General features: G+C 35.6%; 12 protein-coding genes. All 12 read right to left on the bottom strand.

The features are described 5' to 3' along the window. Positions 1-55: 55 nt before the first annotated feature. Positions 56-667, bottom strand: a complete 612-nt coding sequence (locus ACFIME_RS09420; RefSeq protein WP_375634064.1) for an invasion associated locus B family protein — start codon at positions 665-667, stop codon at positions 56-58. A gap of 1,509 nt (positions 668-2,176) precedes the next feature. Beyond that, positions 2,177-2,581, bottom strand: a complete 405-nt coding sequence (locus ACFIME_RS09415) for a hypothetical protein (protein WP_375662520.1) — start codon at positions 2,579-2,581, stop codon at positions 2,177-2,179. 695 nt (positions 2,582-3,276) lie between these two features. Next, a complete protein-coding gene (gene mfd / locus ACFIME_RS09410) occupies positions 3,277-6,777 on the bottom strand; it encodes a transcription-repair coupling factor (RefSeq protein ID WP_375662519.1) in 3,501 nt (1,166 codons plus the stop codon). 5 nt (positions 6,778-6,782) lie between these two features. Next, entirely contained in the window at positions 6,783-7,070 is a 288-nt protein-coding gene (locus tag ACFIME_RS09405) for a succinate dehydrogenase assembly factor 2 (protein WP_375634061.1), read from the bottom strand. Between the two features lie 64 nt (positions 7,071-7,134). Continuing rightward, positions 7,135-7,815: an ABC transporter ATP-binding protein gene (locus ACFIME_RS09400; protein ID WP_375621231.1), complete on the bottom strand. Its 681-nt coding sequence runs from the start codon at positions 7,813-7,815 to the stop codon at positions 7,135-7,137. Continuing rightward, positions 7,815-9,083, bottom strand: coding sequence for a lipoprotein-releasing ABC transporter permease subunit (locus tag ACFIME_RS09395; RefSeq protein WP_375662518.1), 1,269 nt, complete (start codon positions 9,081-9,083; stop codon positions 7,815-7,817). Before ACFIME_RS09395 ends, ACFIME_RS09400 begins: the two co-directional genes overlap by 1 nt. 11 nt (positions 9,084-9,094) lie before the next feature. Then, positions 9,095-10,420, bottom strand: a complete 1,326-nt coding sequence (gene proS, locus ACFIME_RS09390; protein ID WP_375662517.1) for a proline--tRNA ligase — start codon at positions 10,418-10,420, stop codon at positions 9,095-9,097. A 203-nt stretch (positions 10,421-10,623) separates the two neighbouring features. Continuing rightward, entirely contained in the window at positions 10,624-12,300 is a 1,677-nt protein-coding gene (locus ACFIME_RS09385) for a ribonuclease J (RefSeq protein ID WP_375662516.1), read from the bottom strand. A 45-nt stretch (positions 12,301-12,345) separates the two neighbouring features. After that, positions 12,346-13,155 (bottom strand): biotin--[acetyl-CoA-carboxylase] ligase, encoded by an 810-nt coding sequence (locus ACFIME_RS09380; RefSeq protein ID WP_375634054.1) that lies wholly within the window; start codon positions 13,153-13,155, stop codon positions 12,346-12,348. Further along, positions 13,155-14,609, bottom strand: a complete 1,455-nt coding sequence (nuoN, locus tag ACFIME_RS09375; protein WP_375643139.1) for an NADH-quinone oxidoreductase subunit NuoN — start codon at positions 14,607-14,609, stop codon at positions 13,155-13,157. Before nuoN ends, ACFIME_RS09380 begins: the two co-directional genes overlap by 1 nt. Positions 14,610-14,626: 17 nt before the next feature. Continuing rightward, on the bottom strand, positions 14,627-16,096 hold the full coding sequence (locus tag ACFIME_RS09370; RefSeq protein ID WP_273791287.1) for an NADH-quinone oxidoreductase subunit M: 1,470 nt from the start codon (positions 16,094-16,096) through the stop codon (positions 14,627-14,629). Further along, entirely contained in the window at positions 16,096-18,060 is a 1,965-nt protein-coding gene (gene nuoL, locus ACFIME_RS09365) for an NADH-quinone oxidoreductase subunit L (protein WP_375634676.1), read from the bottom strand. The genes ACFIME_RS09370 and nuoL overlap by 1 nt, the downstream gene beginning before the upstream one ends. Positions 18,061-18,062: the final 2 nt, after the last annotated feature.

Below are 18,062 nucleotides of genomic sequence, written 5' to 3'. Positions count from 1 at the left end.
GTTCAAATAAACAATTATAGAAGACGTTTTGACCAACTTCTATGGTGTGGGTTTATTACTTTTGTTTTGCTTTTTCTTGCTCATCCCGCATACGCTCTTCAATTTCTTTTTGCTTTGATTGAATGGCTTGCTGCAGCTTTATTTGTTCTTGTTGAAAATCTTTTTCCTCCATACCAGGACCGGTATAGGCTGCTGTAAACCCATTAAGAGAAAACTCAATAGGATTAGCTGAACCACGGAAATTAACTGTGGTTACAACCATTTTTGTACCACTTTTCATAGCTGCTATAAGCTTATCATCTAAGACATCATTAGCAATACAACTTGGTCCATTACAAATAATATAAGGAATTTTTTTAGAGAACTCGTCACCAATTTTAATGTGAACACCTTCTGGCAAAAAACGACCTGTAGGTACTTGAATACCTATACGTTTCTCATTTTGCTTCCCTTTTATTTCAACAAGATTAAAAGCCGTTAAAGGTTGTCCCGTATTCGATAATACAGTATTCATTGTATTACAAATATCAACATCATGCTGCTTACTGCAAACTTTGTACCAACCTTGTGATAAAGTTTGCGCATTTGCAGAAATACCAGCTATAAGAAAAAGGGCAGCGGCTCCAACTAATACTGAAACAGCAGAATAAACATTTTTATGCGACATGATTAAGTTAATCCTTTCAACGCGCTCTTAAGTAACTTCAAAAAAATATTAAATATAATTCCAACTTAATTTATTAAATTATAATGAAATAACAATTAATTTTACTATTTTTACTTCAATATAAAAAAAAAAAGTCAAATTTAGAGAAAAAATACGACGAGCCATTCTAATTTTTATACACTCATATCATTTCCCCTCTTCATCACATTGGTATTTGATGCAATCTATCCATAAAACACCTCTGTGCATTTAAACTAAGATTACACAAACGAATCAATATTGCAATGCTAATTAAAATAAACTCTGATACTACTCTAAAAAACTTACTAATTAAAATTTTTACATTTATTACTCTTCATGTTAAGCTTATAGAACATTAGCAACAGGTGTTGCAATGCATTAAGCTCCAAAATATCAGATAAGTTTTACAGTTTTCCTTATGTGCCTCGTGTGATACACAAAAACAAAATCATCTACGGTATTATTGAAACATTTGATGAATTAAAACCACTGATTGTCTAAAATTTCTGCCCTTGTTTACAAAACAATGGTGATACGCTTTTGTAATAAAAATTTTATATTCTATAGCGTTTAACTAAACAGTTTAGTTTAAAAATACGCTACTAAAGAAGCGCTTTTTTCTTAATTAAACAACACATTTTCTTAGAGAGAAAATCTATAACTGCTGAAAATATTTTATTTATAATAAACTTTCTTAAAATATAATAACATATTAATTTATAATAATAATTTATCTTTTTTCTATTTCTATATTGTATGAAAGATCCTAATAGCGCAAACCTCTCTTATATTGTATCAATAAAATTTATTCCACTTGTACATCACAAGCAGAGTTAGTTTTATAGATAAAACTACTGAACAAAGGGATTCCCCCTATGAATCATCTCACGTGCCTAAAGCCATAATAAATTTATGCTCATATATTATACATCTATTATTGCACTTCTGTACAAATATCATCTCTCAGCTTTATAACATGAATAAAAAATATAGCTTTTATCAATTTATTTTAAGTTATTTCTCAAATAAAATAATTTACTAAAATGATAAATTCTTTTCATCTTTTACAACATCAAAGATATAAATCGTTAATGATTTAAGTTTTAAGAAAAAATGAATTCAAAATATCATTTTATTTTCCTATATAACACAACTTAGAGCTATAAAACATCTCTCTTATCGTATTAATAAAACAAGATTTAAGATATGAAATGTATCGTCATTAAAATAATTAAACAGATAAAAATAAAAAACTACAAGCACAAAAAATCATGCATAAAAAGAAAACATAAAAAAGATATATGAGTTTATTATTTAATATATATATTAAATCTTATATGATAAGAATAATAGATAATATCTTATGTGTATAAATTACTTTATTATAAATAATGATAAAAACAAAAAATTAAAATATATTTTACTAACATATTTAAACTATTATTTAGTATATTATCTTAATTTCTCTGTATTTGTATAATTAATTTTTTAATTGAATAATTCTTCAACATGAGAACGCATACGATCTATAATATTCTTTTTCTTGTTTGGCAGCATTATATTATGTACTTCTTTAATGGTTCTACAAAGCTCAGGTGCATTTTTAACAAACCAATTATCTCCTGTAAGACTATTTTTTATATCGTCAAATATTTGTTTTTCATAACTATAAGAGCCATCTGTTAGTAATTCTTTAATATCCCTGACTAAACTAGGACTTATTGAATTATTTGCGCCTTTAGCCCAACTAAAATCTTTATCTTTCCAATCAAAACCTTTGCGCAAAATAGCACCTATATCACTCTGCAATATATCCGCTAACGTGTTGCAAGCAATAATAAACATGAGATAATTTTTCATTATCTCATCATCACCTCCACTTTTCTCATTCATTCCCCATTCATTAAACATTTGAGTTTTTTTAAATAGTCTTTTGTTTTAATCAACTTTTCTTCATACTCCCCTACTTCGTACTCTCTCGCTATATGTATTCTAGAGATAATTTTTTGTTTTTTTTCAGCTAGATCCTGTAATTTCGAACCAAGATTATAATATTCATCCTTCAGAGTTTTCAGTTTTTTGTATAACTTATTCTGTTTCTGCAAACGCTTATAGTATTCTGCTTTAGAAATATTTTTTTCCAAATATCTAAATGAGACATACTTTCTTCAATAAATTGTATGCTCTCTTTAATATTCTTTCTTTTGTTTTTTAAATGTTGGTATTGTTCATCAGAAGATAACTCAGCATAAGCGTGTTTTTCGCCATGTATTAAAGTGAGTAATAAAAAAACTATCGTTAGCAACTTTTGTAATGAAGAAAGCATGTTATCTTTACCTAAATTTTTTCTTTCTAAAAAATTTACAGGAGCTTATTAGCTTATTATATGAAAGTACTATTTATTGCAGTTAAACCGTCTAATCTATTTTCTTCATTAATATCAATACGTATATAAAAAAATCAAATAAATATATAAATGCTTCTTTATTATAAACTTAAATTTTATTCTTATACAAAATCAATAACTGTTTGTTTTTATAGAATGTTTATAAAAATGAGTAACAGTTCTGAAACAATAAAGAAATTTTTTAAACAGAATGTTGTTCTGCCATTTCGACAAGCTGTGTCATAATATTCGCTGCTCCAACAAGCCTTTCATCCGCTGTGGACCAATCACGAATAAGAGCAATACTTTGATCTGGTCGAATTTTTGCCATTGAACCTTGTTTCCCCACCCACTGAACAAGAGCAATGCTATTTGCGAAATAGTTATTACGAAACTGTATAACAATCCCCTTTGGTCCTGTATCTAATTTCTCTACATGCGCTTTTCGACACAATATTTTGATATAAAAGACTTTAAGAAGGTGTTGAACCTCAAGGGGTAAAGGACCAAAGCGATCAATTAACTCCGCTGCAAATTCATCAATTTGTTCTAAATCATCAAGTTCTGTTAAACGATGATAAAGTCCCATACGTAATGATAAGTCAGGCACGAAACTTTCTGGTATCATCACTGTTGTACCAAGTGAAATTTGAGGGGACCATTGCTTATCTTCATTTAGCTCTCCATCTTTTAATTCAGCAACAGCTTCTTCAAGCATTTTTTGATAGAGTTCAAATCCAACTTCTTTGATATGCCCCGATTGCTCTTCACCTAAAAAATTGCCTGAACCGCGGATATCCATGTCATGGCTTGCCAATTGAAAACCGGCCCCTAAGGTGTCAAGAGATTGTAAAACCTTAAGACGGCGATCGGCAGCAGCTGTTAAAACTTTACCAGCAGGAAATGTAAAGAGAGCATACGCACGTTGTTTTGAACGTCCTACCCTACCACGTAACTGATAAAGAGCAGAAAGGCCAAACATCTCAGCACGATGCACAATTAGGGTATTGGCTGTTGGAATATCAAGCCCCGATTCAATAATGGTTGTTGAGAGCAGCACATCATATTGCCCATCATAAAATGCATTCATGATATCATCAAGTTGTCCAGCCGGCATTTGTCCATGAGCCACAACGAATTTCAGTTCTGGCACATGTGTTTTGAGATATTCTTCTACAAAAGCCAGATCAGAAATACGAGGACAAACATAGAAACTTTGTCCACCACGATAATATTCTCGAAGCAGAGTCTCTCGTATAACAAGTGCATCAAAGGGTGAAATAAAAGTACGAACCGCCATTCTATCAATGGGGGGTGTTGTTATCAATGAAAGTTCACGTACACCCGATAAGGCTAACCCTAAAGTGCGTGGTATGGGAGTTGCTGAAAGTGTGAGAACATGAATATCACTTTTAAGCTCTTTTAAACGCTCTTTGTGTTTGACACCAAAATGCTGTTCCTCATCAATGATAAGAAGGCCTAACCGTAAAAAATTAACTGCACCACTTAATAATGCATGGGTTCCAATGACAATATCGATTGTACCATCTGAAACACCTTTTTTTACTCGTGCAAGTTCTTTCGCTTTTACAAGCCTCGAAGCATGTCCAATTTTAACTGGTAATCCTTGAAAACGCGCAATAAATGTTTTGTAATGTTGACGTGAAAGCAAAGTTGTTGGTACAACAACCGCAACCTGATATCCATTTAATGCTGCAACAAAAGCACTTCGAATGGCTACTTCAGTTTTTCCAAAACCAACATCACCGCATATCAAGCGATCCATCGGCTTGCCTGAGGCTAGATCATCCAAAATAGCATCAATTGCATTCATTTGATCTTCCGTTTCTTCATAGGGAAAGCAAGCAACAAACTCATCAAATGGTCCAACTGGTGGAAGTAAAGCAGGCGCAGCACGAGTCATACGCTCTGCAGCTATACGGATTAATTGCCCTGCCATTTCCAATAAATGTTTTTTAAGCCGAGCTTTACGTGCTTGCCAAGCAACACCTCCTAATTTATCTAAAGTTACCTCTGTTCCTTCTGAGCCATAACGTGAGAGAAGCTCAATATTTTCAACAGGTAAAAAGAGGAGATCACCTCCAGCATATTTAATTTCAAGGCAATCTCGTAAAATTCCAGTGGTTGTGATGGTTTTAAGACCAACAAATTGGCCAATACCGTGGTCGATATGCACAACAATATCACCAGAATTTAAAGCAGAAACTTCAGAAATAAAATTTGTATTATTCTTACGCCGCTTTGGCGATCTTATAAAACGATCGCCAAGGATATCTTGCTCTGCTATAATAGCCAAATCTTCAGCCACAAAACCATGTTCTATCATGATAACAGCTGCTAATATGCGATCTCGAGGTGTTGCTTTGACAGTTTGCAAAGATTTTGCAACATCTATTTTTTTCAATCCATGCTCGTCGAGAACTTGTACTAAACGATTCAGAGATCCTTCACTCCAACACGCTAAAAGTACTTTTTTGCCCGCAGCGCGTAAAGATGCGATGTGATCAATAACACTTGAAAAAACGTTTTTTTCCTGCGCATTACGCTCTTTTACAAAATCATATCCCTGTTTAACATGTGCGTGAATAACAGTTTGTTCCAAACTTTGTGGAATATTAAAAGGCGAAAAATCAATACGCTGTGAAGATTGTTGCACACATTCTAAAACACGCTCTGGCGTTAAATAGAGAAGACTAGGGTCTATTGGATGATAAGAAGTAGAATTTTCTTTATCATTTTCGCGCTCTTTGCGCGCATTATAATAGTCTTCAATAAGATGATAGCGCTCAATGAAGACTTCTTCTATGAGATGCTCAAAAACTATCGGTAAGTTGCCACAATGGTCAAAAAAGCTATCAAGGTTTTCATAAAAAAATGGAAGCCAATGTTCCATACCAACAAAACGCCGACCTTGAGAAATTGCTTCATAAAGCATGTTATTTTTTTGTGATACACCAAATGTACGGGTATAATTGCTTTTAAAACGGCTGATGCGTTCTGGTGTAAGAACAACCTCACTCATTGCCTGTAATAAAAGTTCAGTTTTTTGGCCTGTTGTCCTTTGACTTTCTGGATCAAATACGCGGATACTTTCTAGGGTATCTCCAAAAAAATCAAGACGTAAAGGTTCAACATCCATCGGAGAAAAGATATCAAGTATTCCTCCTCTTACAGCAAACTCACCAACATCACGGACAACCGTAACACGTTCAAAACCATTGGTTTCTAGAAATTGAATAAGATTTCCCATGTTATTGCGCTGGCCAACACGTGCGTGAATAAGCTGAGCTTCTATCATTTCACGAGGAGGCAACTTTTGCATAATTGCATTTGCTGTAGTTAATATAATTGCAGGATGTGGATCTTTCCGTAAATTTGCTATGTGTGCCAATGTTGATAGTCGACGTGCCATAACAGCAATTCCTGGTGATACGCGATCATAAGGCAAACAATCCCATGCAGGAAATTGAAGTACGGGTAAATTGGGTTCAATAAAATTTAAAACTTGTTGTAAATGCGCAATTTTTGTTCCGTCACGGACAACATAGATGAGCGGTTTACCTTGTGCAATTTCTGAACTTAATTTAGCAAGCGCAAAGGCTTCAAATCCATCAGTAACGCCATCTAAAATCATACGAACAGAATTATTTTTGGGAATAACAATTTTTTTAAATATAGGCATCGGGATTAATAACTTAAGCAAGTACGATAATTGGCAATATCACGGAAAAGTGGACTATCAACTTCAGAGGGGGGCAAAATTTCTCCAGTAATCCATGTGAGTAAATCACGATCATCAAAAGACATAATATACTCAAGCTCAGAGAGCGTTCTATCATTCATCTCAGTGATATGAGCATCGACATAATGTCCAAAAATGAGATCCATTTCACGAATACCGCGATGCCATGCACGAAAAATCAATCGACGACGACGAGCATCTAATTGATTTTTGTCAACGACAAAAACTGTCATAAACAATCTCCTTGAATAAAATAATATAAACTATTCAATTAGTCGTAAAAATTTGTACCTTGCTTTAAGGAAGTTCTATAATCTTTTGTTCTTTAAGTGTAATTCGACGATGCATTTGCTTAGCCAAAGCGTAATTATGTGTTGCAATAAGAGCAGAAAGACCAGACTGACGAACAAGGATAGATAAAGCTTGAAAGACATAAGCTGAAGTTACTGGATCAAGATTTCCTGTAGGTTCATCAGCCAAAAGAACCGAAGGGCCATTTGCTACTGCACGTGCAATAGCAACACGTTGTTGTTCTCCTCCCGATAACTCTGAGGGACGATGGTTCGCACGATGAGAAATACGCAGATACGTTAATAATTTGCGCGCACGATCTTCTGCTATGGATTTTTTTAATCCTGCTATCATTTGCGGTATCATGACATTTTCTAACGCCGTAAACTCTGGAAGTAAATGATGAAATTGATAAACAAAACCAATATCATTTCGTCTTATAGCTGTTCGCTCACTATCAGAGCGCTTTGCACAAGAAACACCCCGTAACATCACATCACCAGCTGTTGGTTTTTCTAATAATCCAGCAATATGAAGAAGTGTTGATTTTCCAGCACCAGATGGTGCAACAAGTGCGACAAGCTCTCCACGATTAAGAATAAAATTGGCTTTATCTAAAACAATGAGAGGCTTATGACTCTCGAAAAAGTGTCTTTCAATCTCTACAAGCTCTAAAATAGCTGTCATTATTCATACCTCAAAGCTTGTACGGGATCTAGCTTAGCAGCACGCCATGCCGGAATGAGAGCAGCAAGAAACGACAAGAATAAAGCCATCATAGCAACCAAGACGGTCTGTTTCCACTCAATTTGTGCAGGCAATTTTGTTAAAAAATAAAGTTGAGGATTAAAAACGTCGACATTAAATAACCAAGATATAAAATCTTGGATATGATTAATATTCGTGGTCGCGATAACACCTAAAACTAACCCCAATATAGTTCCAATAAAACCAATCATCATTCCTGTAATGATAAATATACGCAAAATTGCACTCTGTTGAGCCCCCATCGTGCGTAAAATTGCAATATCATGACTTTTATCTTTTACAAGCATAATCAGCCCTGAAATAATATTTAAAGCAGCAACAAGAACGATCAGAGAAAGAATGAAAAACATAACATTTCGTTCAATCTGTAAGGCTGAAAAAAAAGCCTGATTGCGTGTACGCCAATCAATTAAATAGACCTGTTGATCAACTGCTTTTTCTACAACAGGTTTTATTTGATCAACAGCATCAGGATCATTTAGAAATAATTCTAAAGACTGAACCTTATCTCCCAAATTAAAAAACATTTGTGCTTCATGGAGAGGCATAAAGATAAATATTGAATCATATTCAGACATACCAACTTCAAAAATAGCAACGACTTTATAAGCTTTCACACGTGGGGTAACGCCAAAAGGAGTCTCATCACCATCTGGAGTAATAATACGAATATCTCTTCCAACTGTCAGTCCTAATTTTTCTGCTAAGCCACTTCCAATTGCAACACCTTCTTCTTGATCAAACCGAGAAATCGATCCTAATTTAATGTTTTGAGAGACTGTTTTAAGCTTTTCTAGATCTTGTTTGCGCATACCACGAACTAACGCGCCAGAGCCACCTTGAACTTCACCTTGAACAAGCGCTTGACCTTCAATAACAGGTAAAGCAAACTTCACACCATTTGTAGTTTCTAAAGAAGAAATAAGAGTCTTATAATCAGAAAAACCAGAATCAACTGTTTGAATAATAAGATGCCCATTCATACCAAGAATACGATTGAGAAGTTCTGTACGAAAGCCATTCATCACCGCCATAACAACAACCAGAGCAAATACGCCCAACATAATCCCAATAAGAGAAATAATTGAAATAACAGATGCAACGACATGTTTTTTATTGGGAATCATATAACGAAAAGCGATCATCCACTCATAAGATAAAAAGCATTTGTTTTTCAGCCTCTTCATAATATTTCCTATTAAATTATAGAAAGTTGGCTGAGCACATCTTCAACCTTTAGAGATTTTTTTATTCCTGTTTTTCGATCTTTAATTTCAACTTCATTTTGTGCAATGCTGTTAGGACCAACAATGATTTGCGTTGGCAAACCAATCAAATCCATTGTTGCAAATTTTGATCCAGGGCGTTCATTTCTATCATCTAATAACGGATCAAAACCAACCTTCTTTAATCCCTGATAGAGAAACTCACATGCCTGTGTGCATTTTTCATCATCGGGCTTCATATTGATAATCCCAAAATCAAACGGTGCCATCGACTTTGGCCAAATAATACCATTTTCATCATGAGAAGCCTCAATAGCGGCCGCAACAAGACGCGAAGGCCCAATACCATAAGATCCCATAGAGACCACATGCTCTTTTCCATCTTGTCCCATAACTTTTGCTCCCATTGGAGCGGAATATTTAGTACCAAAGTGGAAAATATGCCCTACTTCAATACCACGCGCTGAAAGACGATTATGATCAGAAACTTTAGCCCACTCCTCTTCGTTATGCATTTCTTCCGTTGCTGCATAAAAAGATGTCCATTGCTTAACAATATCATCTAAAACAGCTTTATCACTAAAATCGATTGAACTATCTGGAACGGTAAGTTCAAGAAATTGTTTATCACAGAAGATAGCACTCTCTCCTGTTTCAGCCAAAATGATAAATTCATGACTGAGTTCCCCCCCTATTGGACCTGTATCTGCACGCATAGGAATTGCTTTTAAGCCAATGCGAGAAAAAGTGCGTAAATAAGCAACAAACATACGATTATAAGATGTTTCAGAGCCTTCATAATCAAGATCAAAAGAATAAGCATCTTTCATTAAAAATTCTCGTGCTCGCATCACACCAAAACGTGGACGAATTTCATCACGAAATTTCCATTGAATATGATATAAATTAAGCGGAAGATCTTTATAAGAACGAACATAAGAGCGAAAAATATCTGTTACCATCTCTTCATTGGTTGGACCATAAAGTAAATCACGCTTTTGACGATCTTTAATGCGGAGCATTTCCAAACCATAATCATCATAACGACCGCTTTCACGCCAAAGATCAGCAGACTGAATTGTAGGCATCAATATTTCTATTGCACCCGCACGTTCTTGCTCTTCACGAATAATTTTACAAACTTTATCAAGCACTTTTTTTCCCAAAGGAAGCCAAGAATAAATCCCTGATGTTTGTTGTCGAATCATTCCAGCGCGCAACATGAAGCGATGAGAAACAATTTCTGCTTCTTTAGGATTCTCTTTTAAAAGTGGAAGGAAATATTGAGAAAGACGCATTGAAATAATTAACTCCTAATCAGACCTATCATATCGGAACAATTTATCACACCCTCTATTCATCTATAGCCGCATTCTGAATACTTGCAAATATAACGATCTTATCATTTAAAAATTTATTGTGCTTTATTCTCTATTTTTCTTATTTAGCAATAAAATAAAAATGCTCTTCTCTTTTTAAATAACGTAATAGGAAAGTTTTTTTATTTTGACCGATGTAAAAAAACTGTACAGATAGGTTTTTTTTGCCAAATTTCATGAACAGCCGCTCTTACTGCACGTCGTGTTGCCTCTCGAATAAGTTCATTATTTTTCTGTTTCATGCGTGGGATATTATAAACTGTATTTTCTACGATATCTAAAAGAATATCTTTTAAACTTTCCCCCTTTCCATTACTTTCAGGTAACCCGAATGTTGTTAGACCTATATCCCCTAATAATTCATGCTTACTATTTATATGGAGAGAAATAGTAACATGACCAGCATAACTTAGTTTGCGGCGTTCACGAATCCCTAATTCATCTTCATCTCCAATTAGGCAACCATCCTTATAGATGCGGCCAACAGGAACTTGATCAATAACTTCTACAGGCTCTGGTGCAAGACGTAACATATGGCCATTTCTGATATCCATAACAGTTTTAATACCCGCTTGACGTGCTAAAGTTGCCTGAGCCTTAAGATGCATTGCTTCCCCATGTACAGGGACAAGTATTTGTGGCTTTATCCAATCATACATCTGTAAAAGTTCTGAACGACGGGGATGACCTGAAACATGAACAAGTGCATCTTCATTCGTAATAATTTTAATACCCAAATCAATGAAACGATTTTGTACCTCAATAATCGCTTTTTCGTTTCCTGGAATACTTCGTGATGAATAAATAACGGTATCACCAGCGGAAAGTGCAATACTTTTCATTCCATCACGTGACAGTTTAGCTAAAGCAGCACATGGCTCACCTTGGCTCCCTGTGACAATTAAAACAAGATCTTTTCGCGAGATGTAGCCATAATCATCTTCCGTTACAAATGGTGCTAAACCATTCATATAACCAAGCTCTTGTGCAACCATAATACTTCGCTTAAGGGAACGCCCAATGACAAGCACCTTACGTCCAGCAGCTTCAGCTGCAAGAGCAATAGAACGTATCCGACCAATATTAGAAGAAAAAGTCGCTATCGCAACACGCCCTTCAGCTTTAGAAATAATCTCTGAAAGACTGGCTTGAACTTGCTGTTCTGAAGGAGATATACCATCCCGACATGCATTTGTGGAATCACAAAGTAATGCTAAAACACCTTTTTTGCCTAAAGCACGAAATCTTTTTTCATCGGTTACAGCCCCGAGTGAAGGGGTATAATCAATTTTCCAATCACCAGTATGAATCACAGTCCCCAAAGAGGTTGTAATTGCTAAAGATACAGATTCTGGTATTGAATGGTTAACGGCTATAGCCTCTACAGCAAAGGAACCTACCTGAAAACAATCACCAGCTTGAAAAATATTGAGTAAAATTTTTTGAGATTCAAAATCTAATTGTTTTTTAGTTTCCAATAATCCTGCCGTAAAAGGCGTACAGTAAATCGGCACTTGTAACTTTGGACATAAATCAAGAACGGCCCCATAATGATCTTCATGTGCATGTGTTAAAACAAGACCCCGTATATTATGTTTTTCACTTTCTAGAAAACGAATATCAGGCAAAACAAGATCGACACCTGGTAATTCAGAACCAGCAAAACTAATCCCCATATCAACCAGCAGCCATTCACGAAGATTTTGGGGACCAAATCCGTAAGCAGCTAAATTCATCCCTATTTCACCTACACCTCCCAGAGGTAAAAAAACAAATTCACATCTATTGGCTGCAACCATAAACATCTCCCAAATCATTAAGGTATCTGATGATAAAATAATTTTTTAATAACGACCTGCATTAATAGAAGCAGCCGAACCAAAATGAACATCTCCAGCTGTTATAATGGCTGTCTGACCATTTTTTTGCTTTATGATGCAGTTAAAATCACTATCAAGACCATCAAAAACACCCTCAATGACTTTTTCATCATTCACCACTTTGACATGTTTCCCAAGATGAGCGGAATATAAAAGCCATTTTTTTCGGATTATTTCACATCCTTTTGGTTGTTTCCAAAGAAGGTAATTTTTAGAAAAACACTCCGTCAAAACCGTAAATAATTGTTCTGCATCAATACGCAAACCGATATTCTTTAAGCTTGAAGTGGAATAGGGTGCATCTTCATAATTATATTTCACATTTATTCCAATACCAATAACCAAGGCATATTGTTGTGATGACAATTTAAAAATCTCAAGCAAAACTCCAGAGCTTTTTTCTCCTCTGAGCAAAATATCGTTTGGCCATTTTAAGCTCACAATATTGTTTGTCTGCTTTTCCTCTTTTATCAATTGTTTTATTGCCTCTGCCACACTTACTCCAGCAACAAAACCAAGTTGAGCTGCAGTTTGATGAACAATATCATCAATTAATAAAAGACTAGAATAAAGGTTCCCTTTTGGACTAGACCAAGTCCTCCCTCTTCTTGCTCTTCCCTGTGATTGTTCTTGTGCAACAATCCAAAGATTACCTTGATGACCAGTTAGCGCTTTTCGTTGCGCAATGAGATTTGTTGAATCAACACTATCGTACGCTTCAATAGTGTATCCCTGTTTTTGTGCAAAATCTGATAAAGTATAAACCATATTCATTAAAACAATACTGTTGCTGCTTTTTCTGCTAGCTCAGCGAACCAAACTCCAAAAAGCGCGTAAAATAAAATAAAGAATACAGAAAGACCAAGACAAAATTGAAGCTCTTTCGATAAAGCAACAAAATGCGCTTTTGCATCATCAAACCACATAATTTTAATGACTCGCAAATAGTAAAAAGCCCCAACAACAGACGCTATCATCCCAACGACAGCAAGTGGCGTAAGTCCAGCGTGGACAGCAGCAGAAAATGTATACCACTTTCCAAAAAAACCAGCCATAGGAGGTATGCTTGCTAAAGAAAAAAGCTGTATTGTCATCACAACAGCCATAAACGGATTCGTCTTTGCTAACCCTGAAAGATCATAAATATTTTCAACATTTCCATTCTGAGAGCGCATTCCAAGAATAAAGGCAAATGAACCAATCGTCATTCCAAGATAAATAGTCATATAAAGGATAACGCTTTTTATCCCAAGCATATCTCCAGCAGATAAACCAACAAGTGCATAACCCATATGACTGATCGACGAATAAGCCATTAAGCGCTTAATATTATTCTGACCGATTGCAGCAAAAGCACCCAGTATCATTGATGCAATCGCCATGAACACCAAAATTTGTTGCCATGCAGGCATCACGTTATCAACACGCCCTAGGGGAATAAAGGTCACCACAATAATACGGATGATTAAAGCCATTGCAGCAACTTTAGGGGCACCAGCAAAAAATGCTGTAATCGGTGTGGGCGCTCCTTCATAAACATCAGGTGTCCACATATGAAACGGAACAGCAGAAATTTTGAAAGCCAAACCAGCTAAAATAAAGACAATTCCAAAAATAACCCCCAATTGTACATTTTTATCTTTTAAAGCAAGAGCAATTTCGTGAAAACCAATTTGACCGGTAAAACCATAAAGCAAAGAAATACCATAAAGAAGCAACCCTGAAGATAATGCTCCTAAAACAAAGTATTTTATACCGGCTTCAGAAGATTTTACATTATTACGATTAATCGCTGCTAAAACATATAAAGCTAAAGATTGCAGCTCTAACCCCATATAAAGCGACAGCATATTACCCGCTGAAATCATAAACATCATTCCAAGGGTTGCTAAAAGAACAAGTACTGGAAACTCAAATATATTAAACTTTTGTGCATTGGCAAAACCAACAGACATGATAAGAGAAAAGAGTGCACCAATAAGCATTAAAATTTTCATATAACGACTAAAGGAATCGATAACGAGCGCATTGGTTTGAAATGAACCATTTTTCGGAAAAATTATAAGAATAATAATAGTTGCCACAAGAAGTGCTATGGCTAAACCTGTCACTGTTAAAGAAGCACGTGTATTGGAATAAACACCAATCATAAGCAGCACGACAGCTCCTAATGCAATTAAAAGCTCTGGAAGAATTAAGACTAATTGCGCTATTATTTCAGTTTGCATGTGCATTCTTCCCTTATCTAGTGCAGTTTATTGATGAGGGTTTCTACAGAAAACGCCGTTGCCTTAAGAATAGGCGTTGGATAGATACCAAAGAATATTGTAAGAATAACCATTGGATAAAGGAGGAATTTTTCTCTTAAAGAAAGATCTATTAATACTTTTAAATTCTCTTTATCCAAGGAACCAAAAACCACACGCCGATAAAGATAAAGGGCATAGGCTGCCGATAAGATAACACCTGTTGTTGCTAAAACAACAACCAATTTATTTACTTGAAAAACACCTATTAAGGTTAAAAATTCACCCAAAAATCCTGAGCTTCCAGGCAAACCAACATTTGCCATGGTGAAAATTAAGAAAACAACAGCATATTTAGGCATATTATTCACTAAACCACCAAACGCTGAAATTTCACGTGTATGCAAGCGATCATAGATAACCCCAACACAAAGAAACAATGCTGCTGAAACAATTCCATGGGATAGCATCTGATAAATAGCCCCTTGTATCCCCTGTTCATTCGCAGCAAAAATACCCATCGTTACATATCCCATATGCGCTATTGAGGAATATGCAATAAGTTTTTTGATGTCACTTTGAACAAGTGCAACCAGTGATGTATAAATAATAGCGATAAGCGATAATGTGAAAACAAAAGGCGCAAAATCTGCTGAAGCGATAGGAAACATAGGCAAAGAAAAACGAAGAAAACCATACCCACCTAATTTAAGTAAGACACCAGCTAAAATAACAGAACCCGCTGTCGGTGCTTCTACGTGAGCATCAGGGAGCCATGTATGAACTGGCCACATTGGCATTTTAACTGCGAAAGAAGCAAAAAATGCAAGCCATAACCATATTTGCATATGAGCAGGAAACTGATAATTGAGTAAAGTTGGTATATCAAGTGTCCCAGCCTCCCAATACATAACCATAAGAGCAACCAGCATAAGCACTGAACCAAGTAGAGTATATAAGAAAAACTTTATACTTGCATAAACACGACGTGCTCCTCCCCATACACCTATAATGATAAACATTGGAATGAGGCTGCCTTCAAAAAAAACATAGAATAGCATTGCATCAAGAGCACAAAAAACACCAATAATCGCAACTTCTAGAAGAAGAAACGCAATCATATATGCTTTTAATCTCTCTTTAACATTCTCCCAACTTGCTAAAATACAGAAAGGCAAAAGAAAAGCCGAGAGAACAACAAAAAGAATAGAAATACCATCGACCCCCATATGATAGCTAATACCACCCCCTAACCAACTGGATTTTTCAACCATTTGAAAATTTTGGTTGCTAGAATCAAATCCTATCCAAATAATTAAAGAAATAATAAAAACAAATAGAGTCGTAAAAAATGCGACATTACGTATATTATGGCGTGCTACTTCACTATCATCTTTGATAAACAAAATCAGAAGAACACCAACAAGCGGCAAAAATGTAACCGTAGAAAGAATAGGCCAATCGGTCATTAGTTTACGCCCCCGATCATCATCCATGTAATGAGCAATGCAACGCCGATAAGCATTGCAAATGCATAGTGGTAAAGATAGCCTGTTTGCATTCGAACAACTCTATTTGTAATATCAACAACACGCGCTGCAATACCATTGGGACCTAGACCATCAATAATCTTACCGTCTCCCACTTTCCAAAGAAAAGAACCAATTCTAAAGGTAGGACGAACAAATAAAAAGTTATATAATTGATCGAAATACCACTTTTGGTAAAGAAAGTGATACACTCCTGGCATAATACGCGCCATTTTCTTGGGAAGAGAGGGAGCCACAATATAAAATAAATAAGCCAACATAAACCCAAGAATCATTGCTATAAAAGGCGACCATTTTACCCAATTAAAAACATGGTGAGCATCATGAAGAATATGATTATGGCTGCTTGTAAACAATGCTCCCTTCCAAAAAGCATTATACAAGTCACCAAAAAAGTAAGGTTGGAAAACGACACCAGAAAATATTGCTCCAATAGATAAAAGAAAGAGTGGAATCAACATAACTGGAGGCGATTCATGAACATGATGCATCACATCAACTGTTGCCCGTGGTTTACCATGGAATGTCATAAAGATAAGTCGCCATGAATAGAAACTTGTTAAAAAGGCAGCAAAAACAAGAAGATAAAAAGCATATCCTGAAGCAATATTATGAGATGCAAAAGCAGACTCTATAATCGCATCTTTTGAGAAAAAACCTGCAGTCCCGAAAAGTGTTCCTGGAATTCCAACTCCGGTCAAGGCAATGGTCCCGACCATCATCATCCAATAGGTGATCTTTATATGTTTGCGTAACCCACCCATTTTTCGCATATCTTGTTCATCAGACACAGCATGAATCACAGAACCTGCACCAAGAAACAATAAGGCTTTAAAAAAAGCATGCGTAAAAAGATGAAAGACAGCAGCGCCATAAGCTCCAACACCTAATGCCACAAACATATAACCAAGTTGAGAGCATGTAGAATAAGCAATAACACGCTTAATATCATTCTGCACCAACCCCACAGTTGCTGCAAAAAACGCTGTTGTTGCACCAACAATAATAATCACGGTCAAAGCAGTTGAAGAAAGTTCAAAAATTGGCGACATACGCGCAATCATAAAAACACCAGCCGTTACCATTGTAGCGGCATGAATAAGCGCTGATACAGGGGTTGGCCCTTCCATTGCATCAGGCAGCCAAGTATGTAAAAGAAATTGTGCGGATTTTCCCATCGCACCAATAAATAATAAAAGACATGTAATGGTAATTGCCGTCTGCCCATCAAATTGCCAATCTAAAAATGTCATATTTTGTATAAAGCTCTTGTCGGCAGCTTTTGCAAAAATAGAGGCAAAATCAACCGATTGGAACAAAACAAAAATACTAAAGATTCCTAAGAGAAAACCAAAGTCTCCAACACGGTTAACTACAAAAGCTTTCATTGCGGCCTTATTAGCAGAATCGCGCTGAAACCAAAAACCAATGAGTAAATAAGAAGCAAGTCCGACACCTTCCCATCCAAAAAACATCTGAATCAAATTATTGGATGTGACCAACATAAGCATCATAAATGTAAACAAAGAAAGATAAGAAAAAAAACGAGACCTTGAAGGGTCATGGTGCATATAACCAATTGAATAAATATGCACTAATGCCGAAACACTATTCACAACAATAAGCATGACAGCTGTTAATGCATCAACATGTAAAGCCCAATTAAAGCTTAAGTCACCAACAGTCATCCAATGTAATACCAATACATCAATCGCTGGAATATGACCAAGTGCAGTACTGAAAAATACTATCCACGATAATATGGCAACAACAACCATAAAGCTACATGTTATCAATTCACTCGCACGATCTCCTATCGTTTTTCCACCTAGTGCAGCAATTAAAAAACCCAAAAGCGGAAGAAAGACAATCGTATAATACATCA

The organism is Bartonella sp. AP1QHHD (assembly GCF_042196265.1).
Taxonomy (GTDB): domain Bacteria; phylum Pseudomonadota; class Alphaproteobacteria; order Rhizobiales; family Rhizobiaceae; genus Bartonella.
This window is presented reverse-complemented; position numbering and strand designations above follow the sequence as displayed.